This is a genomic window from Hymenobacter sp. UYAg731, from assembly GCF_054061335.1.
Window position 1 is genome coordinate 60303 of sequence record NZ_JBSSEC010000009.1, and the last position, 26336, is coordinate 86638.

At 59.8% G+C, this 26336-nt stretch carries 12 protein-coding genes and 2 pseudogenes; 8 read left to right on the forward strand and 6 right to left on the reverse strand.

Annotated features, from left to right (window positions below):
• Window positions 1–20: 20 nt before the first annotated feature.
• The 3 genes from ACVWYF_RS21660 to uxuA are packed head-to-tail and all read right to left on the reverse strand — an operon-like array spanning window position 21 to window position 4275.
• Window positions 21–866: an SDR family NAD(P)-dependent oxidoreductase gene (locus ACVWYF_RS21660; RefSeq protein ID WP_457072124.1), complete on the reverse strand. Its 846-nt coding sequence runs from the start codon at window positions 864–866 to the stop codon at window positions 21–23.
• Window positions 867–890: 24 nt separating this feature from the next.
• The gene (locus ACVWYF_RS21665) at window positions 891–3011 is read right to left on the reverse strand and encodes an alpha-glucuronidase family glycosyl hydrolase (protein ID WP_457072126.1); all 2121 of its coding nucleotides are present in this window, start codon (window positions 3009–3011) and stop codon (window positions 891–893) included.
• Between the two features lie 28 nt (window positions 3012–3039).
• Window positions 3040–4275 carry a mannonate dehydratase gene (gene uxuA / locus ACVWYF_RS21670; protein ID WP_457072128.1) on the reverse strand — a complete coding sequence of 412 codons (1236 nt, stop codon included), beginning with the start codon at window positions 4273–4275 and terminating at the stop codon, window positions 3040–3042.
• Window positions 4276–4611: 336 nt separating this feature from the next.
• Between uxuA and ACVWYF_RS21675 the strand changes: the two genes are divergently transcribed.
• The 6 genes and pseudogenes from ACVWYF_RS21675 to ACVWYF_RS21700 form a co-directional block, all read left to right on the forward strand.
• Entirely contained in the window at window positions 4612–5790 is a 1179-nt protein-coding gene (locus ACVWYF_RS21675) for a LacI family DNA-binding transcriptional regulator (protein ID WP_457072130.1), read from the forward strand.
• Window positions 5791–6071: 281 nt separating this feature from the next.
• Window positions 6072–8060 carry an endo-1,4-beta-xylanase gene (locus tag ACVWYF_RS21680; protein WP_457072132.1) on the forward strand — a complete coding sequence of 663 codons (1989 nt, stop codon included), beginning with the start codon at window positions 6072–6074 and terminating at the stop codon, window positions 8058–8060.
• A gap of 128 nt (window positions 8061–8188) precedes the next feature.
• Window positions 8189–9451, forward strand: coding sequence for a polysaccharide deacetylase family protein (locus tag ACVWYF_RS21685; protein ID WP_457072134.1), 1263 nt, complete (start codon window positions 8189–8191; stop codon window positions 9449–9451).
• A gap of 158 nt (window positions 9452–9609) precedes the next feature.
• Window positions 9610–12015, forward strand: a complete 2406-nt coding sequence (locus tag ACVWYF_RS21690) for a glucuronyl esterase domain-containing protein (protein ID WP_457072136.1) — start codon at window positions 9610–9612, stop codon at window positions 12013–12015.
• A gap of 396 nt (window positions 12016–12411) precedes the next feature.
• Window positions 12412–13260 (forward strand): annotated as a pseudogene (locus ACVWYF_RS21695) (Tn3 family transposase); the annotation flags it as partial.
• 506 nt (window positions 13261–13766) lie between these two features.
• A pseudogene (locus ACVWYF_RS21700) lies at window positions 13767–13979 on the forward strand (hypothetical protein); the annotation flags it as partial.
• A 300-nt stretch (window positions 13980–14279) separates the two neighbouring features.
• Here ACVWYF_RS21700 and ACVWYF_RS21705 read toward each other — a convergent pair.
• On the reverse strand, window positions 14280–16988 hold the full coding sequence (locus ACVWYF_RS21705; RefSeq protein ID WP_457072138.1) for a glycoside hydrolase family 2 TIM barrel-domain containing protein: 2709 nt from the start codon (window positions 16986–16988) through the stop codon (window positions 14280–14282).
• 374 nt (window positions 16989–17362) lie between these two features.
• Between ACVWYF_RS21705 and ACVWYF_RS21710 the strand changes: the two genes are divergently transcribed.
• Together ACVWYF_RS21710 and ACVWYF_RS21715 are read left to right on the forward strand one after the other, a co-directional pair.
• Window positions 17363–19357: a glycoside hydrolase family 97 protein gene (locus ACVWYF_RS21710; RefSeq protein WP_457072140.1), complete on the forward strand. Its 1995-nt coding sequence runs from the start codon at window positions 17363–17365 to the stop codon at window positions 19355–19357.
• Window positions 19358–19567: 210 nt separating this feature from the next.
• A complete protein-coding gene (locus tag ACVWYF_RS21715; RefSeq protein ID WP_457072142.1) occupies window positions 19568–20464 on the forward strand; it encodes a glycoside hydrolase family 5 protein in 897 nt (298 codons plus the stop codon).
• A gap of 199 nt (window positions 20465–20663) precedes the next feature.
• On the opposite strand, the gene ACVWYF_RS21720 is transcribed toward ACVWYF_RS21715, so the two are convergent.
• Together ACVWYF_RS21720 and galA are read right to left on the reverse strand one after the other, a co-directional pair.
• Complete coding sequence (locus ACVWYF_RS21720; protein ID WP_457072144.1) at window positions 20664–23075, reverse strand: glycoside hydrolase family 31 protein; 2412 nt, start codon at window positions 23073–23075, stop codon at window positions 20664–20666.
• Between the two features lie 143 nt (window positions 23076–23218).
• Complete coding sequence (galA, locus tag ACVWYF_RS21725; RefSeq protein ID WP_457072146.1) at window positions 23219–26062, reverse strand: beta-galactosidase GalA; 2844 nt, start codon at window positions 26060–26062, stop codon at window positions 23219–23221.
• Window positions 26063–26336 lie beyond the last annotated feature (274 nt).

Sequence of the window (26336 nt, forward strand, 5' to 3'; positions counted from 1 at the left end):
GCAGTGAGTGGGAGTAATAATTAGAAACCGATGGAGTTGCCGCCGTCCACGGGCAGCGAGACCCCGGTGATGTAGCGCGCCGCCGCCGAAGCCAGAAAAACCGCCGCGTGGCCAATGTCTTCGGGCTGACCAAACTTGCCCATCGGGGTGCGGCGCATAGCACGGTCGCGGCGGTCGGGGTCGGAATTCATGGCGGTGCGGCTCATGGCCGTTTCGATGAAGCCGGGGGCAATGGCATTCACGCGCACGTTGTGGCAGGAAAACTCCGAAGCCAGCACCTTCACCATGCCCTCCACCGCCGATTTGGAAGCGGCGTAGGCCACCACGCGGTCGATGCCATAGTAGGCCGCCATCGACGAAATCATGAGGATGACGCCCTTTTTGCGGGCCACCATGCGCGCGGCACAGGCCCGCGTGAGGGCAAACACCGAGTGCAGGTTGGTGTGCAGAATGCGGCTGAATTCATCGTCGGTTACCTCCAGGGCAGGTTTTTTGAGGTTGATGCCGGCGTTGTTGACCAGGATATCGAGCGGGCCGTAAGTGGCTTCCACCTGCGCCACCAGCCCGTCAATCGAGCTCAGGTCGGTGATGTCGTTCACCACGTACTCCACCGATTCGCCCAGCGCGGCCACGGCGTCTTGCAGCACCGCCTCGCGCCGCCCCGTGATGACGACCGTGGCCCCGGCCTCGGCCATGCAACGAGCAATTTCCAGCCCGATGCCGGTGCCGCCGCCCGTCACCAGCGCCAGCTTGCTATCCAGCGAAAACACCTTGGCGTGCCGCTGCTGCGCGGCCGTTGTTGCATCATTGGAAGCCCCCGGCTGGCTTTCGGCAACCAGCCCGTTGGTATGCGACTGCTTATTCATGTCGGTATTCTTTGCGGGGAATAATTACTTGAGCTGGTAGAGGTCGACCAGATTTTTCACATCGGCCAGGGTGCGCGCGGGCGGCGCAAAAGGGGCCGGAATGGGCTGTTTTGCCAGCGTTTGGAAGTAGAGCACGCAGGCATCGCGCCACCACAGGGCTTCCCGGCGCTGGATTTGCAGGCGGGCAGCCACCTCGGCAAACACGGCCGCGTCCACGGCGGGCTGCACGCGGGCCCAGCGCTGCTGCAGCCACGTCACCGAGTCGGCCCCGGTGTAGTAGCGGGTGCATAGCTCGTTCCAGAGGTTGCGGCCGCTGCTCAGCGGTTGCCGCCAGCCCACATGGTGGAACCAGAGCAGGTAATTGAGCGGGCAGGTTTGGGGGTTGCCCCACATCTGCTGCACACCGGCCGAATACAGGGCCAGCGCATTGGAACCGGTGGCGGTGCGGTCGAAGCCCAGGCCCACGGAGTCGGCCTTGTGGTAGTACACGGCGGTCCAGTCGGGGCGGCCGGCCTGGGCCAGCCAGGGCTCGGGGCCGTAGTGAATGCTTTGGCCCATGATGTGGTGCAGCCCCAGCGGGGTGGTGTAGCGCACGTAGATGCTGCGCGACTGTTCCATCATCTCCACGATGGTGACCACGGCCGCGGGCTCGCGGGTCAGGGTCATTTGGGTCCATTCGGTGGCAATGGCGGCCGAGGTCAGGGTGTAGTCCCAGGCCAGGCGGCCGAAGGCGTACCAGTTGGCCTGGCCCATGGGATGACCGGTCCAGTTGCGGTCGGCCCCAATGTTAGCCACGCCCGCAATTCCGCTGATGCGGTGCTGGTCGAGGCTACCATCCACCACCTTGGCCACTGTCGAGCCGGGACCTTTGGTTTGGGTGTCCGAATCCAGGCATTCTTTGAACAGTGGGGCCAGGTACACCAGGTGCGTGGCCATGCCCAGGTACTCCTGGGTAATCTGCACTTCCAGCACCAGCGGCGTCTTGGGCATGGCCCCAAACAGCGGGTGAAACGGCTCGCGGGCCTGAAAATCAATCGGCCCGTTTTTCACCTGCACCAGCACTTTGGGTGCAAACTGCCCATCAAGCGGCTTAAACTCCTGGTAGGCCTCCTTGAATCGGTCGCCATTGGAGTTGGCCTTGTACACAAAGGCGCGCCACATCACGATGCCGTCGTGGGTGCCCAGGGCCGTAGCCAGCATGTTGGCGCCCTCGGCGTGGTTGCGGCCGTAGTCCTGCGGGCCGGGCTCACCCTCGGAGTTGGCCTTCACCAGAAATCCACCGAAATCCGGAATGGCCTGGTAAATTTCGGCGGTTTTGGCCGCCCACCACTGCCGCACCTGCGGGTCGAGTGGGTCGGAGGTTTTCAGGCCGCCAATGACTTTGGGCGCGGCCCAAAACACCGACAAATACACCCGAATGCCGTAGGGCCGAAACACGCCCGCCAGTGCCTTCACCTTTTGCAGATACTCCAGCGTGAGGTAGCGCGCGCTGGCGTTCACGTTGTTGATGGCCACGCCATTGATGCCAATGGAGGCATTGGCGCGGGCGTAGTCGGTGTAGCGCGGGTCGAGGCGCTGGGGCAGTTCGTTCCATTTCCAGATGGAAGCGCCCGCGTAGCCGCGCTCCACCGTGCCATTCGGGTTATCCCAATGGTTGAGCAGGCGGTACTGAATGCGCGGGCTGCTGCTCAGGTTCAGGCCCGCGATGGACTGGCCGGTTTGCAGCTGCCGCAGCAGCGCATACACGCCGTAGAGCACCCCGGCCCCACTCCGGCCCGTCACCAGCAGCTGCTGGCCCTGGGTTGCAATACGGTAGCCGTCCGGGCTGGCCGAGCTACCGGAAACGTTTGCAGAGGGGTCAACCATAAGGCGGATGCCGCGCTTGGTATCAGCCGCCTGGGCTACCACCGGCACCGGCTGGCCCAACAGGCCCTGCAAACCGCGCTGCAGCTCCGTGGCAGCCGTTTTCACCACCCCATCCGCACTGCTGCTGGCAATAAACTGCAGGCCGGCCCGGTACTGAGCGCGCTGCTGCGCATTGCCCAGCAAGTCGTACTTCAGCCACAGCCGGTAGCCGTCGTCGGCCCGGCAGCGCGGCGCGGCGACAACGATAACCAACCATAACAGGAGTAACCGGAGCAACATGGGATTGGGTGGGATTGGGAAGCGGAGGCTAGGAGGCGTAGTGCGGGGTTTCGATGCGGTGCCGGTCCGGCGGTACCTCGTCCATCAGGCCGCGCCGGATGCCGTATTCCAGCCCCCGCAATTCGGCCAGCCCGCGCAGGCGGCCGATGGCCGAATAGCCGGGGTAGGTTTTCTTCTTGAGGTCGTCGAGCATCTGGTGGCCGTGGTCCGGGCGCATGGGAATGGCGCTGGCGTGTCCGTCCTGCGCGGCGCGGCGCTGCTCTTCCAGCACCAACTCACGCACCACGGCGTACATGTCCACGTCGCCCGTCAGGTGGTCGGCTTCGTGAAAATTGCGCGGGTTTTCCTCGCGCTTCGTGGCCCGCAGATGCACGAAATGAATGCGCGAGGCAAAGCGCCGGGCAATGGCCGGCAAGTCGTTATCGGCCCGCACGCCCAGCGAGCCGGTGCAAAACGTGAGGCCGTTGGCCGGCACGTCACAGGCCGCAAACAGCTGGGCCAGGTCGTCGGCAGTGCTCACCACGCGGGGCAGGCCCAGCAGCGGGTAGGGCGGGTCATCGGGGTGAATGCACAAGCCAATACCCACTTCCTGAGCCACGGGGGCCACTTCCCGAATGAAGTAGTGCAGGTTGTCGCGCAGCTCGGCCGCACCGATTGCCGCGTATTCGTCCAGCAGCGCCTGGAAGCCGGCCAGCTCAAAGGCTTCTTCCGAGCCGGGCAGGCCCAGCAGCACGGTGCTGGTCAGGCCGGCAATTTCCTCCCTGCTCATAGCGGCAAACTGCTGCCGGGCGGCCTCCGCCACAGGCACCTCATAGTCGGCCAATGCTTCCGGCCGTTTCAGAATGCAGAGGTCGAACACCGCAAAGTCCTGCCACACAAAGCGCAGGGCCCGCGAGCCATCGGGCATTTCGTAGCGCAGGTTGGTGCGCGACCAGTCCAGCACCGGCATGAAGTTGTAGCACACCGTGCGAATGCCGCAGGCGGCCAGGTTGCGCAACGACGCTTTGTAGTTCGCTATATAACCCTCACGCGAAGCGCGTCCTTTTTTGATGTCTTCATGCACCGGCAGGCTCTCCACCACGGCCCAGTGTGGGGGCGCGTGCGTGGCATTGTGGGCCTCAATCAGTTGCTGGCGCGCCTCAATCTCTGCCGTTGGCCACTCCGCTCCTACCAGCAGATGGTGCAGCGCCGTCACCACGCCCGCGCACCCGGCCTGGCGCAGGTCGAAGAGCGAAACGGGGTCATGAGAACCGAACCAACGCATGGTGTGCAACATGGTGCTTCTTAAGTAAAATACAATTTGTGTTATACCCAGATGCATTTACGACACAATGTTCGTAAATGCATCCGATAGGTCGTTTAGCTGACTTACTATCGAATGTAGGGCAGGATTCAGAAAATCGATTCTGATAAAATCTGCCAAATTTCAATGTATTCCAACCAAAACTATCGGCATCGTTTCCGGAAACGATGCCGATAGGTAACTTTGTATTTACTCAGCCAAAAAATATTTTTGCACGTTACATTTGAGTGAGTACTCACAAGAGGGTCATAAAGGGAGTGCTATTAGGGTCATTTTCTAATTTAAATTCAATTTTTCATGACAACCTGCGTCAAGTGTAAACTTGCTGATTCGGTATTGAAGGCGGGCTTTGTGCGAGGGCGGCAGCGCTACCTCTGCAAGGCATGCGACTACCACTTCACGGAGGAGAAACCCGGCCCCGCCCCGGACCGCCGCCGAACCCAGACTACCATCGGCGACGTGGCCAAGGCGGTGGGGGTAGCCTCCTCCACCGTTTCGCGGGCGCTTAACGGGCACACGGACATTAGTCCCGTCACGCGCCAAGCCATTCTGGATGCGGCCCGCCTACTCGACTACCAGCCCAATTTATTGGCACAGAGCCTAAAAAGCCGCGAAACCCATACCCTGGGCGTGCTGATTCCGGACCTGGAGCGGCCATTTTTTGCCACGGCCGTAAGCGGCATTCAGGCTGTGGCCACCGAGGCGGGCTACCGGGTCATGATTTGCCAGTCCAAGGAGTCGTACCGCACCGAAGTGAGCAACGTGCAGGCCTTGGTGGCCAGCCAGGTAGATGGCCTGCTGATATGCCACTCCCGCGAAACCGAAAACTTCGACCACGTAAAATCCCGGGCCTGCCGCAACATTCCGGTCGTTCATTTCGACCGGGTGAGCGACGAAGTGGATAGCGCTAAAGTCATTCTCGATGACTGGAATGGCGCTTTCAACATCACTGAGCACCTTATTCAGCAGGGAGCCCGGCGCATTGCCATTTTGGCGGGGCCTGAGTCCCTACTAATTAGCCGCAACCGCGTCAGCGGCTACCAGCACGCCCTCAAGCGCTACAACTTGCCCCTATACCCCGAATACGAAGTGCATATTGAGTTCCGGACCGAGGAAACCGAAGCCACACTCGACGCATGGCTAGCCCTGCCCGTGCCCCCCGACGCCATTTTCGCCATCAACTACACCAACGCCTTTGACCTGTTGGTGGCCCTGAAAAAACGGGGCTACCGAGTGCCCCAGGATATTGCCGTCGTAGGGTTTGGTGATGAGTTCATGGCCGCCATGATTGAGCCGAGTCTCACTACGGTCGACCTTCACCCCTACCGCATTGGCCAGCAGGCTGCGCGGCTTATGCTGGAGCAGATTCGGGAGAAGGAAGCTTTTCAGCCGCGCACGTTCGTTATCGCTGGCGACTTGATAATTCGGCAGTCATCCCTGAAGGGCCAAGGCGACTTATTTAGACTGAGCATTTAGCGCGGGTTCATATCCTGGGTACCGAGTCGCGACAACCTACTCCGCGCTACGCCACTTGTGCGCGGCGGACTCTCAATGATAAACGAAACAAAAATTATTTTCCTATCACAAACGGTTGTTATATATATCACAAACGTTTGCAGTAAATAATCAACACATAACCTTAATAAACAGTGTATTAATGAGGTAATAAGGGAATTAATTTTAAGGTATTCAACGGGGTTGCCACTGGCGGCCCATGTTCCGGTTGAACGCCTTACTCCCACCCCATCTTCCTCATTATGAAGAAACCTCAACCCTACCTCCTGGCATTAGCAGTTGCGCTCAGTAGCCATGTTAGCCCGCTATTGGCCCAGAATACTCCCGTAGTCGTGCAGGCCGAAACCGGTACGTCAACTGCTCCAACTTCGACCAGTGCATTGGCCGGCGACTGGTCTTTCCTGACCGCTACGGCTACTGGTACGGTCCCGGCCGTCACCTACGCCACGTCGCTGACAGATGTGGCAGCCTTTACGGCCACAACCTCGCCGGGCGGCGGTGTGGGAGCTTCGGCCCCGGCCACCGCCAACCGGGTGCTGACGTACACCGTCACGTTTCCGGCGGCCGGCACCTACGACCTCTACGCCCGGATGCGGGTGGGGGCCGGCGGGGCCAATGACGACAGCTACTTCTACGCCACAGGCTTTGGGGCCAAGAGCCCCGTGATGGGCAGTGACTGGCTGAATGCCAACGGCCTATTTAACGTGGGCTACGAACCCAACTCCACCCTGCCCGTCGACGGCGGCGGAGGCAGCGGTACCGGCGTGTGGAAATGGCTGAATATGTCAAAATACGCGGGCTACGGCGTTACCGGCACCACCTTCACGGTGCCGACTGGAGCGCTCACCCAAACCTTCCAGATTGGGGCCCGCGAGGACGGTCTGGACTTCGATAAGTTCGCTTTTGGTAGAACGGGCCTGTATTTCACGGTGGCCAACCTCGACAACGGCACGGCGGGCTCGACCACGGTGCCCTCGACGTTTGTGCCCACCGGCCCGCCGCTGACCACCGGCAAGCCCAAGTACCTGGGCTGCGCCCACAGCGCACAGCAAGCCCCCAACTTCGGGGCCTACTGGAACTCCGTAACGCCCGAAAATGGCGGCAAGTGGGGCAGCGTGCAGCCCACGCAGGGTGCCTTCAACTGGACCGACCTCGACAATGCCTACGCCCAGGCCAAGCCCGCCACCGGCCCGCAATACCTGTTTCGGATGCACAACCTGATTTGGGGAGCCCAGCAGCCTACTTGGGTCAAGAACCTGTCGAGCGCCGACCAGTTGGCGGCCATCAACGCGTGGTTTGCGGCGGTGGCGGCCCGCTACCCCAATATCGACCACATTGATGTGGTGAATGAGCCCATCAATACCCCGCCAACGGGCTTTGTCACGGTGGGCTCACCCAGCACGCCGGCCGGCTCGGCGGCGGCCGACGGGGGCGGCTACATCAACGCGCTGGGCGGCACCGGTACCACCGGCTACGACTGGATTATCGCCTCGTTCCAGCTGGCGCGGCAGTATTTCCCCAATGCCAAGCTCATGATAAATGAGTACAGCGTGGAGAACTCCGCCACCCGGGCGGCCACATACGCCACCATCATCAACCTGCTCAAACTCCGCAATCTGATTGACGGCGTGGGCATTCAGGGCCACGCCTTCTCCACGGCGGGGCAGACGGCCGCTACCATCAACGGCAATCTGGCCACGCTGGCCGCTACCAACGTGCCGCTCTACGTCACGGAGTACGACTCTGACGGCCCTGGCGATGCTGCGCAGCTGGCCGAGTACCAGCGGGTGTTCCCCCTGTTTTGGGAGAACCCCAGCGTGAAGGGCGTGACGATGTGGGGCTACCGCGTGGGCCACTGGCGCACCGCCCAGGGCGCAAACCTGGTGAACGCCGACGCCACCGAGCGCCCGACCATGGTGTGGCTACGCAACTATGTCCAGACTATGGCGCTGGCCACTAAAGCGACTTCGGCGGCCAGCGCGGGCATCGCCGTGTACCCCAACCCGGCCACGGCGGGAAGAGTGTCGCTGAGCTTGCCGGTGGCCCTTCGCCAGCAGGCCGTGGAGGTACAGTTGCTCAACACGCTGGGCCAGCCGGTGCTTCGCCACGTGCTGCCCGCCAGCGCGGAGGCCGTGCGCTCGCTGGCGCTGCCGGGCGTAGCCCCGGGCCTCTACACGCTGCGCCTGCAAAGCGCGGCGGGCGTCAATAGCCAGAAGCTGTTGGTGGAGTAACGCATCAACCAACTGACCAGATTACGGGGTTGCCCTGCCACCAGCAGGACGGCGGGGCAGCCCCAGGGTTTGGCATGCCCGACCGTGTTATCAGGCTTTCTTTTCTATAGTCTTCCATTCCATTTGTAATGAATAAGTTATACCCCTTTTTGCTGGCTACCGGCGTGGTGATAGGCATTCCCGCCACGCTGCGGGCCCAGGTGAATTCCGCCTATGAGGTAGCCCCTTGGCGCGGCTTTAAGACAGCCGCCGTGACCTACACGCTGGACGATAATACCAGCAACCAGCTGCCGGTGGCCATCCCGCTGTTCGACCAGTACAACTTCAAGACCACGCTGTTCACCGTCACCAACTGGGGGCCGAACTGGGCGGGCCTGCGCACGGCCTCGGCTAATGGGCACGAGGTGACCAGTCACACCGTGACGCACCCCAGCCTCGGCGGCCTCCCTGTGGCCCAGCAGCTCACGGAGCTGCAGCAGTCGCAGGCCACCATCAAGGCCAACGTGCCCACGGCCAAATGCGAAACGGTGGCCTACCCGAACTGCGTGGCGGGGGACGTGCCGACCATTCAGAGCTATTACATCGCGGGCCGGGTGTGCAGCGGCCAGATAATGCCGGCCACGCCCGGCGACTTCTACAACCTCAGCGCCATCATCACGGGCACCACGGGCATGGTGCAGACTGCGGCTAACTTCAATGCTAAGGTCGATGCGGCTAAAACGGCCCGGGGCTGGTGCGTATTCCTGACCCACGGCATCAACAGCGACGGCGGCTACTCGCCCACGCAGTCGACGGAACTGGCCGGGCACCTGGCTTACATGAACACCAACATTGGGGACTTCTGGGTAGGCACGTTTTCCGACGTGGTGAAGTACATCAAGGAGCGCAACGCGGCCGTGCTGACCGAGACCACCGTGTCGGCCACGCAGTTCACCATGACGCTAACCGACAACCTGCCCGACCTGGTGTACGACGTGCCCATAACGGTGCGGCGGCAGCTGCCCACGGCCTGGACCGGAGCCGCCATCACGCGGGGCACCACGCCGGTAGCGTCCAGCGTGGTAACCAGCGGCGGGGTGCGGTACGTGGTGTTTGAGGCCACCCCCGACCAGGGGACCATCCAGATAGCCAACGCGGCCGTGACCGGCACCCGCTCCCAGGGGGCCGGCGCGGGCGCCAGCGCCTGGCCCAACCCTTTCGCCGAGGAACTGACCGTGGCGCTGCCCGGCCAGTTCGAGGCCGCTATTTATTCGCTGGATGGCAAGCTGGTGAGCACTCACCGGGGCAGCGGCAGCCTGCAAGTGGGGACGGGCTTACCGGCCGGGGCCTACCTGGTGAAAATCAGTCAACATGGACATCTGGTGGAAACCCGGACGATTGAAAAGCGCTAGCAGCTGGCAACCATCATTTTGCTGGATTTCGCTCCTTTTTTACCCATGCTCCTCACTAATCGCCTATGACTACACCCCGATGACCTGCCCGGCCACCTAACCAAACCGGCCTGTTTTGCTATCCTGTCACACCATTTCTTTCACCCACCCAGTAGAACATGAAAACGAAAAGTACGATTTTAGCCCTGTTGCTGAGCGTCAGCGGCCTGGGCGTTTTTGCGCAAACCCCATTGGTGTATTCGGCGGAAAACACGGGGGCCAACTGCGCCGCTCCGGCTTTGCCAATCTTCAGCCAGCTACCCAAAATAGCGCCCCTCCCCGACCCCTTCAAGTGGGCCAATGGCAACGGGCGCTCCACGAGTTTCAGCGATTGGGAATGCCGACGCAATGAAATCAAGGCCCAGATTGAGAACTACGAAATCGGCACCAAGCCGACCCGACCGCAGAACATTACGGCCAGCTACGCGGCCGGCGTGCTCACCGTGAACGTGACGGCCAACGGACAAACGATGACGCTGACCTCGCAGGTGACCCTGCCCACGGGGACCGGGCCATTTCCGGCCATTATTGGCATGAACAGCCCTTCGGGGAGTGTGCCGACCACCGTGTTTTCCAGCCGCAATATTGCCACCATCACCTTCAACCACAACCAGGTAACCACCTACGGCAACCCCCAACTCACGGACCCTTACTATCGGCTGTACCCCAACCAAACGCTGGCCAATTCGGGCCAGTACAGCGCGTGGGCCTGGGGCGTGAGCCGCATCATCGACGGCCTGGAGCTGGTGCAGGCCAGCCTGCCCATCAACCTGCAGCGCATTGGCGTCACCGGCTGTTCCTACGCGGGCAAGATGGCGCTGTTTTCCGGAGCCTTTGATGAGCGTGTGGCCCTCACCATAGCGCAGGAATCGGGCGGGGGCGGCGCGCCGGCCTGGCGCGTATCGGAAACCCTGGGTGCCGTGGAAAAGCTGGGTGCCACCGACTACCGCTGGTTCAAGGACGACATGGTACAGTTTGCCGACACCAACGTGGTCAGGATGCCGCACGACCACCACGAGCTCATGGCCATGATTGCGCCGCGAGCCCTGCTGGTGACGGCCAACACCGATTTCGAGTGGCTCGCCAACCCGGCGGCGTATGTATCGGCCCGGGCGGCGAGCGTAGTGTGGAGCACGTTTGGCATCAGCGACCGGTTTGGTTTTTACATCGACGGCGCACACAATCACTGCGCGGTGCCGGCTACCCAACTGCCCGCCATGGAAGCGTTTGTCGATAAATTCTTAGTGGGCAACACCACCGTTAACACCAATATTGCGGTGCATCCATTCCCCACCTTGGATTACCAGCGCTGGTACCAGTGGTGGGGCACCAACAACCCCGTTTTACCGGCTTTGCCGGCCGAGCCGCTGGGGAAAAGAATCTGGCTGGAAGCCGAGTGCGCCACGGTAGGCTCGAACTGGAGCGTGGTGAGCGATGCCACCGCCTCCAACGGAAGCTATGTCAAAGTCCAGGCCGGGCTGAGCAGCCCGGCCACCGCCCCCACTGCGGCGGCGGCCTCCCTAGTGCTACCTTTTACCACGGATAGCGCCGGCACTTACAATTTTCTGGCCCGGCTGAACGTGCCCGCCACGGAAGATTATGCCTACTGGATGAAGGTTGACAACGGGGCTTTTCAAACCGTGAGTAGCCAGTTATTAGCCAACACGGACTTTGAAGGTGGCCTAACCGGCTGGACAACGCTGAATGTGAATGGCGCGACCATCACGGCCAATTCGGTGGCGGCAGAGGCCCATACCGGCAGCGGCTCGCTGAAAGTGGTGAACCCAACCGCCCAAACCGGCAACCAGTGGAAGGTGCAGGTGTCAAGCGCCGCCTTTCCAACGACTATTGGCAAACAATATGTGATTTCTTACTGGGTGAAAGCTGCGGCGGCCGGCGGCTCCATCCGGCTGTCAAGCGGCCCCAGCAGTGCCCAATACCAAGCCGACCAAACCATCGGCACGGCGTGGCAGCAAGTGTCCTGGACCATCACGGCTTCCCTCGCCTCCACCACTTTTTTGTTCGATATGGGCCAGATTGCCAATACCTATTACATCGACGATGCCAGCGTGAAAGAAGTGAATGCCGGCGGTACCTGGCGTTGGGTAAAATTGAAAGACGCGACCCTGCCAGTAGGCCCGCACACGGTAACCATTGCCTACAGTGCCGGCGGCGGGGCGCAACTGGATAAGCTTTTGGTTGCCAGCTCAAGCGCCCCCATTACTGGCCTGGGCGCTACAGCCACCAATTGCAGCGTGGTTTCGGCAACGGCCAGCGCTTTAGCTAACGATGCCATCTCCGTTTATCCTAACCCCGCCAACGACCGGATAAACATTGAGTTGAAAAACAGCAGCATGAATGTAAGCATCATTGAGGTGCTTGATGTTATGGGTCGGGTGCTGGCGCAGGTGAGCGTGGGAAAGCAAACACAGATTAGCCTTCCCAGCGAAATGCTGAAGCCCGGCGTTTACCTGCTGCGCTTCAAAGGTGATACTACTAAAACCCAGCGTATCGTTATTCAATAACTTAAGCAGCTTCGCTACAACTAACCGTTTTTCTACGTAGTATCCAAGCGCAAAACCCTGGCAGCTGCACAGCTGCCAGGGTTTTGCGCTTAAACTTTGGTCCGGCGACTCTCCTACTCGCGAGGTATGTGCGGCTTAAGGCTTGGTGGTTGGACGTTGACAGGCTCAGTTCCTGACAAATTTCTTCGGCCAGTAATTCTTCCACGAAACGCAGCACTAACACGGCCCCGGTCACGGGCGGGTAAACGTTGGAATCGGTGTAGTTCACCGAGCGGCTCAGCTGCACCTGGCAGGGTTGCCCGTCGTCGGCAAGCTTGGCTTCGATGACGAGCTGCGCAGCGGCGGTGTTCAGGTTGAGGGCTACCGCTTTTTCGCAGCCGATGGCGGCGAGGAGTAAGCTTCTACACCCACACGGCCGACTACTACGTCCAGTACGGCAGCAAAGTCATCCCCGCCACCGAACGCGACGCCACCTACGTGCTGGACGAAGTGCTGGGCCACGAGACCGACGTGGTCATCGTTGAGCACGCGACCGATACGCATGGTTACACCGACCTGATTTTCGGGCTCTTTGACCTGCTGGGCTTGCAGTACTCGCCGCGGCTGCGTGACATTGGCGACCAGAAGCTCTGCCGCATCCAGGGCCGGGAACTGACTTATCCCGGCCTGCACTTCACGGGCCACGTGCAGCCGGGCTACATCGCGGCTCGTTTCGACGACTTACTGTGGGTAGCCGGCTCGTTTAAGCTCGGCTACGTGACTGCCTCGCTCTTCGTCAGCAAGCTGCAGGCCTACCCGCGCCAGCACAACCTGACCTATGTCTTGCAGCAGTATGGGTGGCTTATCAAGACCAACCTCATCCTGCGCTACCTGCTCAGTCAGCCCTTGCGGCGCAAAATTCACGTGCAACTCAACAAGGGCGAGCGGCTGCACGCGTTGCGGGTGTTTCTCTGGTTTGGCGGCGACGGGCACATCCGCCGCAAGCAGGAAGAAGCCCAACAGGAAGTCGTAGGTGCCTTGAACCTGGTCACCAACCTCGTTGTGCTCTGGAATACGGTTTACCTGCAGCAGGTAGTGCAAGCACTACGGGCCGAAGGCGTGGAGGTGCGCGACGAGGACTTGGCACGCCTCTCACCTGCTCGGTACGAGTACATCAACCGCTTGGGCAAGTATACCTTTCCTAGCCAAGTGGAGGTGCAGCCCAACGGGCTGCGCAGCCTGCGAAAGCCAGCCGAGACCGCTTAGAGTAATTTTATCCCCTCGCTGCTACAAGAAGGCACATGAGGCAAGTGAAATGAGTCGGGTCGCATCCCAAATTTCGCCTGTATTGTGGGAGGTTTTTGCGTTTTTGCATACCGTTACCTACTTCCTAAACAGCTTCATAGACTATACATCATGTTTGCCAGCTTGCCTTCAGGAGATTCAATCCCTTTTTGGTATTGCTACACAAGTCGATAATTAGATTGACAAGTTGCTGGTATAGTTCTCGATTCTCTTTCTAAACGAGGTTTAGAAGGATTTTTTCTCATTCAAAAAGAGGTTCAATCAAATGGTCTAATCCAGCATCTTGAAGAGGAGTGACAACAATGATTACGCTGATAAGACTTGTTGTACTGAAATATCAACGGGTTATACTCGTCACGAAACAGAATGCTAATCGAGTAAGTGATAGTGGAGCGTCATGCGAGACGCGAGTTTTTACATAGACTCGGGAAGCCGGTCGAAAAAGTGCATGATGGTATTTCCAGTTCGAGGCCATTCACCCGTTTAAAGATGGCAATGGCCGCACGGGTCAGGTGTTCAATATTCACTATCTCACCCACAGAGGACTGCTTCGCCGAGTACAGTTGCAACCGGGCACAGCGGCAGACTCCAGCCGGCCAAGGTCTGAAGAGCAAGTAGCCTGCTCAGCAGTTGGAGGAATGGGAAACCGAAGCTCCGTTACTTTGCTTGCTTGGTCTTGAGGCGCAGCTTGCCGTAAATGCTTCCTGCGGAATTGGCTGTGCTCGGCCAATGTCAAAGAGTCTTTCAGTAGGGTTCCTAACTGCGGCGTTTGCCTGCAGAGGGTGTGACTGGAATACATACTCGCGGCGCTGGGCGAGCCGGAAAACAAAGTTGGCGCAAGTAGTCTCCGACGCTGTAGCCAGAAGCTCGATTATCTGCCCATCATTGGGCTTGCTTTCAAAGAGCGCCTGGTCTTATAAAGGATTAGGGCGTTGAGCAGTGCCATGATGAGCGCGATGCTGCCGAAGACAACAGCCTTTCTAGCGGAAATCGAAATATAGAATGCCCCGCTGGTCGTCGGTGTGGCCGTTGGCGGTGACTATGTTCAGCTGGCTTTGTGGACCTAGGGTTTCGGCTTTCTGGGTTTTGGTGCCAATGGCGCTGATGCCGTGCAGAAAGGAGATGCCGCCCGCTACGGGAAACGCGGCAGTGGAATTGGTGCGCGCCGCGCCATTGGGCACGGCCGGGTTGAGCATGTGCAGGAAGAGGTTCTCGCTGCCCGAGAGCACCGTAAAATCGGCTTCGCGGGTGTGCAGGCGGGCCCCGTAGAAGTTGGCGTAGTAGCCCTTGAATTCGGGATAGAGCCATGTTTCGCCGGTCACGGTGTTGTTGTAGGTTTTGTTCCAGGAATTGAGCGTGGTGCCTTTCAGACGGCTTTTCCAAACGCGGTAGGGGCCGTTGGCCAGTAGCTGCATGCCCGTCACCTGCGCTTCGGGGTAGGTGAACGTCACACCCAGCAGCTCGTGCGCGCCGCCCTGCTGGTACTGGTAGCGCAATTCGAGCCAGCCCGAGGGGTACATCGTCCACCGCACTTGGAATCGGTCTTTACCGGTGTAGCGCGCTTCTATCACATGGGTGCCCAGCGTGTCGGTGTGGCGCAGGCCCTGGAACTGGGCGTCGCTCTCCAGCAGCACGGGTCCATTGGCCAGCGAAATGGCTTTTTTGGCGTTGCGCACGCTTTTGAGCAGGCCCGTTTTCTTGTCCAGGGTTATTTCCACCCCGCTGGCTTCCAGGGTCAACTGCTCGGCGTCTTCGCGGACGGCTATGGGGCCCGTGCCTTTCGTTACCAACCGCTGGGCCACTTGCTCAGGTCGCGAAATGGGCCACGACCACGTGAATACTTCCCGGCCGTAGAGGTCGCGCGCCGTCAAGTAGAGCACGTCATAGGTCTGCCAGCCGGTGGGCAGGGACAGCGTTAGTGTGCCGCTGGCCTGGGGCAGCACGTCAGTCGCGGGCGCGGTGCCGACGATTGTGGCCGTATCGGCAGGGCTGAAGCTGTTAAACTTCTTGAGCTTCCAGCGGAAGGTGCATTGGCTGAGGTTGGTGAAATCGAAGCGGTTTTCCACCGCCAGCTTGCCATCAAATTGCGGCGTGAGGTAGCGTTTGGGGAAGAAAATGGGCGCCCATACTTCTTTGATGGTGAAGAAGCTGCCTTCCTTTTCACGATAGGGGCCCAGAATGCCGTCGGCTGCGGAATTGCCGTTGGTGTCCAAGGCATTTTTGCGGTCGAGGCGCACCACGGCTTGGTCGCAAAAGTCCCACAAGAAGCCGCCGGCCGAGGTGGGGCGGCTGCGCATCAGGTTCCAGAAATCGTCGAGGCCGGCACCGTGCCCGCCGTCGTAGAGGCCGTGCAGAAATTCGGTGGGAAAGAACACATCAGGGCCGTTGAAGAAGGTGTTCAGGCCGTAATCGTAGCCGATGTAGTGCGATGTGTTCATGCCGTTGATGTTCATCCAGGGCTGAATCACGGGGCGGTTTTGCGGGTCGTACTTGGGGTAGTCGGGCAGCAGGTCGTAGTTGAAGCCGCCCTCGTTGCCGTTGGCCCACAGCACGATGCTGGGGTGGTTCACGTCGCGAAACAGCATTTCCTTCACCAGTTTGTGGCCCACTTCGGTGTCGTAGGGCGGGTATTGCCAACCAGTCAGCTCGTCAATCACCAACAGCCCGAGCGAGTCGCACACTTGCAGGAAATGCTCGTCGGGCGGGTAGTGCGACATGCGCACGGCGTTCATGTTCATGTCCTTTATCAGGTTGGCATCCAGCTCGCTGATGCGGCGGCTGGTGGTGCGCCCTGAAGTGGGCCAGAACGAGCCCCGGTTGACGCCCCTGAACCGAATGCGCTGCCCGTTTACGAAGAAGCCGTCGCGCGGGCGCAGTTCCACGGTGCGAAAGCCGAAGGTTTCGGTGACGGAGTGCAGCGTAGTGGCGCCGTTTTTCAAGGTCACTTCCACTCGGTATAAGTTGGGGAATTCCGGCGACCACAACGCCGGATTCGGGAATTGCCCTTGCAGCCGCACCACCGCGCTGCCCGGCATAATGGCGGCCGTAATCGGGGTGCTCACGGGTTGCCCGGCGAGGGTTTTCACCTGGGCCTGCACCGTAGTGGCCGCCTGCACGCCGGCCACGTACGCATCCACCCGCAGCGAGCCATCGGCGCGGGCATCGAGAGCCAGCCGCTCCAAATGCTCCTGCGGATACGCTTCCAGAAACACGGGCCGGAAAATGCCGCCAAACACCCAAAAATCGGCGGTGCGCTCGGCCTCGTTCACCGTCGCGTTGGCCGACACCTTATGCACGGTCACTTCCAGCTTGTTCGGACGGCCCGCCTTCACCAGCGGCGTGATGTCGTAGCGAAAGCGGTAGAACGAGCCTTGGTGAATGGGACCGGCCAACTGCCCGTTCACCTTCACCTCGGTGTCAGTCATGGAGCCATCGAACACCAGGAAGACTCGCTTCTGCTGCCAGGCGGCAGGCACGGAAAACGTGCGTCGGTAGAGCCCGGCTTCTTCGGGGTCCTCTTTCGCAAACCCGTAGCTGTAGGTGCCGAAGCCCTGCGCCTCCCAGTTGGATGGTACCCCGATTTTGGTCCACTTGCCGCTGTTGCGTCCGCGGGTGCATCTAAAATCCCACTTCACCGGGTCATCGTTGCCGCGGCCGGAGAGGTACTGAACCTGCGTGGGTTGGCCCATGGCAGGGGCACAAGTCAAGAGAAATAATCCCAATAAAACGCATAAAAATTTTCGTTTGTCGAGCGGGAAATTCATGGTTGCGGGTGGGATGGAAAAAGCCATTCGTAAAAAAAATGCTCCGACTGCTCGGCAGTTTTAGCTGGAAGCAAGTGTACATAAAGGCCTCTGGATTACTTAGTGGAAGGTTTTGGCGGGAGCGCAAGCCAAGGGGGCAGAGGATTGGCGCTCCTCAACAAGAAAGCACAGCCGAAAGCGAAGGTAGTCTCGCAGCATTTGTATCAAAAAAGTTGTTTCTTGGCGGTGCTTAAACGATTTTGCTGCAATGTATTCAGTTGTCGATTGAGATACTGATTTCCCACCCACCTTGCTTCGCTATGACCCATCGTATTGCCCTTCTGGGCTTGTTCTTTGCCACCGGCGGGGCCGCCGCATCCCCCCCCACTCGCGACTATCACCTCAAGTCGCCCGATGGCAAGCTGGACCTGCTGGTGCAGGCCGGGTCCACGCTGCGCTGGTCGGTGCAGCACGAAGCCACGCCCGTCATCACGCCCTCGGAAATCTCACTGGCCCTGGCCGGCGGCGAAGTGCTCGGCAGAAACCCGGTCGTGAGCAGCATCAAAACCACTTCCGTCAATACCACCATCGCGTCGCCCATCTATAAGCGAAGCCAGATTTCGGATAACTACAACCAGCTCACGCTCACGCTGAAGGGCGGCTACGGCCTGGTGGCCCGCGCCTACAACGACGGCGTGGCTTACCGCTTCTTCACCAGCCGCAAGGGCAGCTTAACCGTACTCAACGAGCAGGCCACCTTCAATTTCGCGCAGGACTACGAGTCCCTGATTCCGTTTGTGCGCGACCTGCGGGTGCCGAACGACCCCTACATGTCGTCGTTCGAGAGCTTGTATTCGGCCCAAAAGCTGTCGCGAGCGAATAAGGACTCCCTGGCCTTTTTGCCGGCGCTGGTGGCCGTGGGCGAGCAGAAAAAGGCCGTCATTCTGGAGGCCGACGTGGAGGACTACCCCGGCATGTTCCTCAAGAGCAATGAGGTGCCCGCTTCGGGCCTGCACGGCGATTTTGCCCGGTACCCGGCCGAGGAGCAGCCCGGCGGCTTCCACGATATTCAACTGGTGGTGCCCCGGCGCGAAAACTATATCGCCAAAACCAGTGGCAATCGCAATTTCCCGTGGCGGGCAGTGGTCATTAGCTCGGAAGACAAGCAGTTGGCCGACAACGACATGGTGTACAAGTTGGCGTCGCCGTCGCGGGTGAAGGACGCAAAGTGGATAAAGCCGGGCAAAGTGGCCTGGGACTGGTGGAACGACTGGAACATTTCGCACGTCGACTTCAAGGCCGGCCTGAATACGCCCACCTACAAATACTACATCGATTTTGCCGCCGCCAACAACCTCGATTACGTCATTCTGGACGAAGGCTGGTCGGAGGAAACGGACTTTTTGAAAGTCTCGCCGAAGATTGATTTGGCGGAGCTCATTAGCTACGGCAAGCAGAAGAACGTGGGCATCATGCTGTGGGCCAACTGGCGCTCGCTCACCGAGAAAATGGAGGCGGCTTACAAGCAGTATTCGGCCATGGGCGTCAAGGGTTTCAAGATTGACTTCCTCGACCGCGACGACCAGAAGATGGTGCGGTCCTCCTACGAACTCGCCCGCAAAGCCGCCGACTACAAGTTGCTGGTCGACTTCCACGGCATGCACAAGCCCGACGGCCTGCAGCGCACTTACCCCAACGTGATAGGCTACGAGGGTGTGAAGGGCCTCGAAAACTTCAAGTGGACGCCCGCCGACGACGTGCCGCGCTACGACGTGACGCTGCCCTACATCCGGATGATGGCTGGGCCCATGGACTACACGCCCGGTGCCATGCGCAACGCCATCAAATCGGAATACCACCTCAGCCACTCGCTGCCCATGAGCCAGGGCACGCGCAGCCACCAACTGGCCATGTACGTGGTGTTTGAAGCCCCGCTGCAAATGCTGTCGGACAGCCCCACGGCGTACAAAAAGGAGCAGGAAAGCACCGACTTCATCGCCCGGATTCCCACCACCTTCGACCAGACCGTGGCCCTTGATGGCAAGGTGGGCGAGTATGTGGCCCTGGCCCGCAAAAAAGCCGACACCTGGTACGTGGGCGCCATGAGCAACTGGAACGCCCGCGAAATGACCCTGGACTGCTCGTTTCTGGGCGATGGTACCTACGAAGCCGTCATTTTCCGCGATGGCATGAACGCCGACCGCGACGCCACCGACTACCAGCGCGAAGTAGTGAAAATCTCGTCGAAAGACCGGCTGAAAATAGCCCTTAGCCCCGGCGGCGGCTGGGCGGCCCGAATTTATCCGGTTAACTAATAATGGCCTATTCCGCGTTACCCGCGCAGTTCTGGATTACACCAATTGTATCAGTCAGCCCCTATGCAGCGTTTGAGAAAAACCGCAGCGCTTGTCGTGCTGGGAGCTTTGTTGCTGCCAGCGGCCGCGCAACCCCGTGAGCCAGCCGAAACCATTGTCCCAATGGCTTTGCGTGCGGCGGAACACGGAGCCAGGAGCAAGCCAAACTTCGTGCGTCGGCACGGCCAGCTGAGCGTGAAAGGCACGCAGCTCGTGGGTAAAAAGGGGGAGCCCATTGTGTTGCGCGGGCTGAGCTTTGGCTGGCATAGCCTGTGGCCACGTTTCTACAACCAGGAAGCGGTGCAGTGGCTGAAAGAGGATTTCAACTGCAACGTGGTGCGCGCCGCTATGGGCATTGAAGTTGGCAACCGCAGCTACCAGAAAGACCCGGCTTTCTCGATGGAGCGAACCACGGCAGTGATTGACGGTGCCATCAAATCCGACATCTACGTCATCGTGGACTGGCATAGCCACAACATCAATTTAGCGGAAGCTAAGGCCTTCTTTGGGGAAATATCGAAGAAGTACGGCAAGCGCCCGAACATCATTTATGAGGTGTTTAACGAGCCCGATTACGAAACGTGGGACGCAGTAAAGGCTTACGCTGAAGAAGTTATCAAGGTAATTCGTCAGAACGACCCGGACAACGTCATCCTGGTTGGTTCCCCACATTGGGACCAGGACGTGAACCTGCCCGCGGCCAACCCCATCACGGGCCAGCAAAACCTGATGTACACGATGCATTTTTACGCCGCCACGCACCAAAAGCCGCTGCGCGACCGGACCGATGAAGCCATCAAAAGCGGCCTGCCAATCTTCATCTCCGAATCAGCCGGCATGGAAGCCTCCGGCGACGGCCCGCTCAACTACGCGGCCTGGCAGGAGTACATCGACTGGATGGAAGCCCACCGCCTCAGCTGGGTCACCTGGTCGGTGTCGGACAAGGACGAAACCTGCTCCATCCTCAAAAAGACGGCCAGCGCCACCGGCCACTGGAAAGACGAGGACCTGAAAGAGGCCGGCCTGAAAGTGCGCGAGTATCTGCGGAAGTATAACGTTGAAAAGTAGGTTCGGAACGCTGCGCCCCACTGAGAGTGCAGCCCAGTGAACAAACCTTCTAGTTACAAAACAGGCCGTTGTGCTAAGCTTTTCGAAGCATCTTTCCCGAGTAACTAATCAGAGCTGGTTCTGCGGGGAATATGTTTCGACAAGCTCAACAGGCTGTTCCGTTACTACAGACAAGCATTAACAAGGCTCAAGGGAGGAATCACAATTTGACGGTAGTGGCCTGGCCGTTATAGGCCACAATTTTATCAAATTTTGTAGCCAGGGCCACGTTCACGCCCACGCCGGGCTTCACCAGCACCACGTTGAAAGAACGGGTGGCCTGCATGCCGGGGAACGTGCCGCTGCGGCCCGAAATGGTGAGCTGCCGCGCCTTATCATTCCACCGGAATTTGAACGTGGCCGCGCTGCCTTTTTCGTAATTGTAGTTATCGTTTTCGTCCTCGTAAAACGTGAACTCGCCATCGGCGCCGGGGTAAATACGCAGCTCCAGCGGGCCCGTGGCTTCTTGCGTGGCATATTCCACATTGGGCCCCATCGGGATGATGGAGCCGGCCCGCACGTAGAGCGGCAGAGTGTCGATGGGCGCGGGCGCGTCGATGGTCTGGCCCCCGTCCAGGGTTTCGCCGGTCCAGAAGTTGTACCATTTGGTGGCGGCCGGCAAGTAGACTTTGCGGGTGCTCACATGGGCCGCGGCCTTCGAGCCGGTATACAGCTGCTGCGTCACAGGATTAACCAAAAACGCGGGACCGAACATATACTGGTCGGGGATGCTGTACACGTTCGGGTCCTGGCGGAAGTCGAAGGGCAGCGCCCGCATCAGGGTGTAGTTCTCGGTGGTAACGCGGCCGGCCAGGGAGTAGATGTAGGGCAGCAGGCGGTAGCGCAGCTGGTCGTATTTCAGCAGAATGGCTTTGGTAGGCGCGTCCCAATTGTCGGAAAATAACGCCCGCTCGCCCTTGCCGTGAATGCGGAAAATGGGGCTGAAGGCCCCGAACTGAAACCAGCGCGTGAACAGCTCCCGCGCCTGCGGGTCTTTCCAGTCGGGAATGCCCTCCGGCGCGGTGTTCGACCGATAGCCGCCAATGTCCGAGGTCCAGTACGGAATGCCCGACGCGCAGGCGTTGAGGCCCTGGGGCACTTGGTTGCGCAAATCCCGGAAGGTGGTGAGGATGTCCGACGACCACAGGGTGGTGGCGTTGCGCTGCTGGCCGGCAAAAGCCTGGCGCACCAGAAAGTAGGCCCGCCGGCCGGGCATGTCGGCGCGCCAGCCCTTGTATAGGCCTTTGGTGTGCTCCAGGGAATAGCTGTTGAAGTAGTCGATGCCCTTGCCCACCGAGAACACGGCTTTGCGGCGCTCATCGAGCAAGGCCCCGTTGTCGGGCTCGCACTGGTCCACCCACCATGCGTCCCAGTTGCCTTTTTTCACAAGGCTGTCGCGGGCCTGCTGCCAGTACATGGCGCGCGCTTTCGGGCTGTGGGCGTCGTAGTACGTGTCGAAGGTTTTGGCCACGAAATTGTCCCAGGTGATGCTGGTCAGGTTGCCGGCTTTCGCCATGGCGTCGTAGTTAGCGGTGTTTTTGCCGAACACCGGCCAAATCGATATCATGGCGTGCAGGTTGGCTTGGTGCAATTCCTCCACCATGGCCCGGGGGTTGGGGTAGCGGGCGGGGTTCATGATGTGCGAGCCAATGGGCAGCGGCTCCCAGTAGAACCAATCCTGCACAATTACATCCACCGGAATGTGGTTTTTGCGGTACCCGTCTTTCACCGACAGCACCTCTGCCTGGGACTTGTACCGGTCCTGCGACTGGAACAGCCCGAAAGCCCATTTCGGGTACATGGGCGCCTTGCCCGTGGCCGTACGATATGAGTCGATAATATGGTCAAACTCGGGGCCGTAGAAGAAATAATAATCCACCAGCTGCCCGCTTTCCGATACGTACTTGTAAGCGGTTTTATTGGCCTCGGAGCCGTAGAAATTGGAGGCCGAATAATTGTCCCATAACAACCCGTAGCCCTTTGTGGAAAGCAGCACCGGAATGGCCCCGGTCAGGTACTTAATCAGCAGGTCCTGATTGCGGCCCTTGTAGTTGATGGACAGCGAATCTTCGGGGTGGCAGCCCAGGCCAAACAGCCCTTCATCGGCCGGCGAACGGAACTGCGTTGCGCAGGTGTAAGTCGGGATGCCCGCAATGGTGGCCGCTGTCATGGTCTTGTTGTTCGCCGCCTCCGCGGCGATAACCGCGCCGTTGAGGTCGGTGTAGGTCAGGGCGTTGGTGGCTTTGTCGACCACCACTTTCATCTTGGCCGTGGTGATGGTGATGCGCCCGTTTTTCTCCGCTATGTTGAACGGCGTTTTCCCCTCCCAAGGGTTGTTCACTACCAGGGAGGTTTTCGCTGGAAAAGCGGGCAGCACCGTGTACTGCACCTGCACAATGTCGACCTTGCACACCCGCACGCGCATCAGGCCTTTGTCCAGCTTAAACGTGACGTTGTTTCCGCTTTGGCTGTAGAAAATAACCGCCGCCTGAGTGGCGTGCCCAACGGACAGAAACCACAAAAAGAGGGCGACCAATCGGATGAAACTGGTTAGAAGTAGTCGGAATTTCATGGCGTTATGGAAGAAGGAGAGGCGGGCGGGAAATAACTACTTGGGAGTGTGTGGAAAAAGTCGGTGAAATGTCATCAGAACGTCATGCTTCGGCTGCGCGGACGCCAGATGAGCATGACGTTCTGGAAAAGTTCTGCATTTTCCTACAAAGCGGGGCGCGGGAACGCGGCCACGGATTTGATGGTCAGCACGCCGGTCTTCAGGCCCGGAGCGGTGGCAGTAAGCGTAATGTCGCCAGCGGCCGCCGTGGTTTGCACCAGCACTTGCGCCATTCCATTGAAGGTTTTGCGCTTCCAGGTGGGGGCCGGGATGAACACTTGAATGGTGCCGGGATTGGTGTTCGGCGTATCCCACACCTGTTTTTTGAGTAAAGGCGTGGCCACGAAAACAATGCTGTTTTTGCCGGGCTTCAGCAGCTTCGGGTTCAGCACAAAGCCGTCTCTGGCGGCCTGTTCGCCGGTCAGGTTCTGGGCAATGGCTTTGCCGTTGACGTAAATGCTTTGCTCCCGGCCAATGGGCTGGTAGAAGAACGTGACCCGAGCGCCAGTCAAATCCTGCGGCAGCTCGAAGCTGCCCCGGCTGATATACACTTTCGCGGCGGGCACCAGCTGCGTGGCGTCGTACTTGCGCGACTTAAAGGTTTCCCAGGCAGAATCGTCAAAATTGGCCGCTACTTCCAGGCCGGCGCTCGTGCCCTCAGCCCCGCGTTCCTTCAGGTTGTCGATGGGCAGGGAGCGCACACTTTCCAGGTATTTGTCGGCCTCCATCGAGGTTGGGTCGCCGTTGCCCACGCCAATAATGCGCCCGGGGCCGCTCAGGCGGAAGATGATTTCCTGGTTGGCGGCGGGCACCGGCAGATTGTTTTTATCCCGCAGCTGCACCGTGATTACCGATAGGTCTTCCCGCGTGGCCTGTACCGTTGGTCGGTCGGCCGTGAGTTGAATGGCGGAAGCTTCGGCTGTGGTATGCACCACGTCGGTGGCAATCTTTTTGCCGTTGCGGTAGGCCACGGCTTCCAGGGTGCCGGGGGCATAATTTACCTTCCACTCCAGATGGGAGTTCTTGGGCATCGCCTGCTTGCCCAGGCTTTTCTTGTTGAGAAAAAGCTCGACTTCGTCGCAGTTGCTGTAGGCCCATACGTCGATGGGCTGGCCTTCGCGGCCCTTCCAGTTCCAGTGGGGCAGCAGGTGCAGCACGGTCTCGGTGGTCCACCACGACTTCAGATACCAGACGTTGTCCTTCGGAAAGCCGCACAAATCCATCATCCCAAAGTACGAGGTGATGGACGGCCAGCCAAACGGCGTGGGCTCGCCCCGGTAGTCGAAGCCGGTCCAGATGAACATGCCCGCCAGGTAGGGCCGCGCCGCGTAGTGCTGCCAGCCGCCCTCGATGCTGTAGAATTTCGGGCTGGGCTTCGCGTCGTAAGCCGCGATATAATGCTTGTCGTGGTCGGTGACGTACACGCCGCGGGTGGCGTGCGTGGAGCCTTCTTCAGTGCCCATGCTGGGCTGGTGGGGGAATTTGGCGTGCTGCACGTCGGTGTCGCCCTGGCCGATGTAGTTGAAGCCCATCACGTCAATCACCGAAGAGGTACCCTGGCCCCAGCCCCCGCTGATGGCTGCTGTAATGGCCCGCGTCGAATCCACGGTTTTGGCAAAGGCCTGCATGGTGGCCCCGATGCGAGCGCCCAGCACGTTGCTCTCGATGGCCCATTCCTCGTTGCCAATCGACCAGCTGATGACACTCGGGTGGTTACGGTCGTGCACCATCAGCCGCTTCAAGTCGCCCAGGTGTTGCGGCGTGATGCCCATGAGGCGGTTTTCGTCGATAACCAGCATGCCCAGCCGGTCGCAGGCGTCGAGCAGTTCGAGCGTGGGCGGATTGTGCGAGGTGCGGTAGGCGTTGCAGCCAAAGGACTTGAGCTGGGCAATGCGCCAGGTTTGCAGCGCATCGGGCATGGCCGTGCCCACGCCGGCGTGGTCCTGGTGGTTGTTGGTGCCCGTTAGCTTCACGTGCTTGCCATTGAGGAAAAACCCCTCGTTCGCATCGAAGCGAATGGTGCGCATCCCGAAGCGGGTCTTGTACTGGTCGACCTCTTTGCCGCCCTGCCGCACCCGCGTCACCAGCGTGTACAAGTAGGGCGACTCCAACGACCACAGCTGCGGCCCCGCCACCGGTAGGCGAACCGTGACGTCCTGCTGCGCCGCGCCGGCCAGCCGCAGCTGCGCCACATGCCCCGTCGCCACGGTTTTGCCGGCGGCATCCACAATGTCCTGCACCACGTCGAAGGTTTGCGCCGTAGTGCTGCCGTTGGCGATGGTGGCCTGCGCGGTAACCGTGCCAGCATTGCCCGCCAGCTGGGTGGTAACAAAAGTGCCGTTGGGCGCCACATGTACGGGCGCGGTTTTACTCATCCACACATGGCGGTAGATGCCGGCACCCTCGTAGAACCAGCCTTCTTCCATCGTGGCGTCCACGCGCACGGCCACCACGTTGTCGCGGCCATCGTAGTTCAGGTAGTCGGAGATGTCGTACTGAAAGCCGTGGTAGCCGCTGGGCTCGGTGCCGAGATAGTGCCCGTTTACCCACACAATGGCGTTGCGAAACGCCCCATCGAACTCGATGCTGATGCGCCGCCCCAGGTCAGTTGCCGGCACCGTAAAAGACTTCCGGTACCACCCCACGCTGGCATTCGGAAACGGCCGGCCAATGGCCTTAAAGCCGTGGCTAAAACTAGCCTTTTCGTCAAATGGCTGTTCCACAGCCCAGTCGTGGGGCAAGTCGAGCTGACGCCAGGAACGGTCGTCAAAACCAGGGGCGGCGGCCCCGTCGCCGTACCCGGTTTTGGCGAGGTAGGAGAAGTAGCCGGTGCCGTTGTCAAAGTCCTGTTTGGCGTCGGAAGGATGACCGTAAGCGAAGCGCCAGCCAAAGTCCATCAGCAGGTGCTCGCGCCCTGCAAGCTGCTGGCTGTAAGATAAAAAGGGCAAAACAATTCCAATCAGCAGCAACAAACAAGCAAGCAGTCGGCGTGAAAACATAGCGCTTAAAGGTGGGCTAAACGATGGGTACTACTTGCGTTGCGAGCAAGCCATTGTGACGTGTTAGAAGGTGAATGAGCCCTGACGGTGGCGGTCCGTCGCGCAGCGCCAACAGTCATTACTGAATCCGTTTTCCAAATCAGGATATGCCATCTGGCTAGGCGACGCTGCATAATCTCTAGTGGATTGCTAAATTGATTTAGCAATTTTTTAGCAATCTATG

Bases quoted from the DNA above. Each gene is read 5' to 3' on its own strand.
- ACVWYF_RS21690 (WP_457072136.1), top strand. From the start codon at position 9,610: ATGAAAACGAAAAGTACGATTTTAGCCCTGTTGCTGAGCGTCAGCGGC.
- ACVWYF_RS21665 (WP_457072126.1), bottom strand. From the start codon at position 3,011: ATGTTGCTCCGGTTACTCCTGTTATGGTTGGTTATCGTTGTCGCCGCG.
- ACVWYF_RS21705 (WP_457072138.1), bottom strand. From the start codon at position 16,988: ATGGGCCAACCCACGCAGGTTCAGTACCTCTCCGGCCGCGGCAACGAT.
- ACVWYF_RS21710 (WP_457072140.1), top strand. From the start codon at position 17,363: ATGACCCATCGTATTGCCCTTCTGGGCTTGTTCTTTGCCACCGGCGGG.
- ACVWYF_RS21675 (WP_457072130.1), top strand. From the start codon at position 4,612: ATGACAACCTGCGTCAAGTGTAAACTTGCTGATTCGGTATTGAAGGCG.
- uxuA (WP_457072128.1), bottom strand. From the start codon at position 4,275: ATGCGTTGGTTCGGTTCTCATGACCCCGTTTCGCTCTTCGACCTGCGC.
- ACVWYF_RS21720 (WP_457072144.1), bottom strand. From the start codon at position 23,075: ATGAAATTCCGACTACTTCTAACCAGTTTCATCCGATTGGTCGCCCTC.
- ACVWYF_RS21660 (WP_457072124.1), bottom strand. From the start codon at position 866: ATGAATAAGCAGTCGCATACCAACGGGCTGGTTGCCGAAAGCCAGCCG.
- ACVWYF_RS21685 (WP_457072134.1), top strand. From the start codon at position 8,189: ATGAATAAGTTATACCCCTTTTTGCTGGCTACCGGCGTGGTGATAGGC.
- ACVWYF_RS21680 (WP_457072132.1), top strand. From the start codon at position 6,072: ATGAAGAAACCTCAACCCTACCTCCTGGCATTAGCAGTTGCGCTCAGT.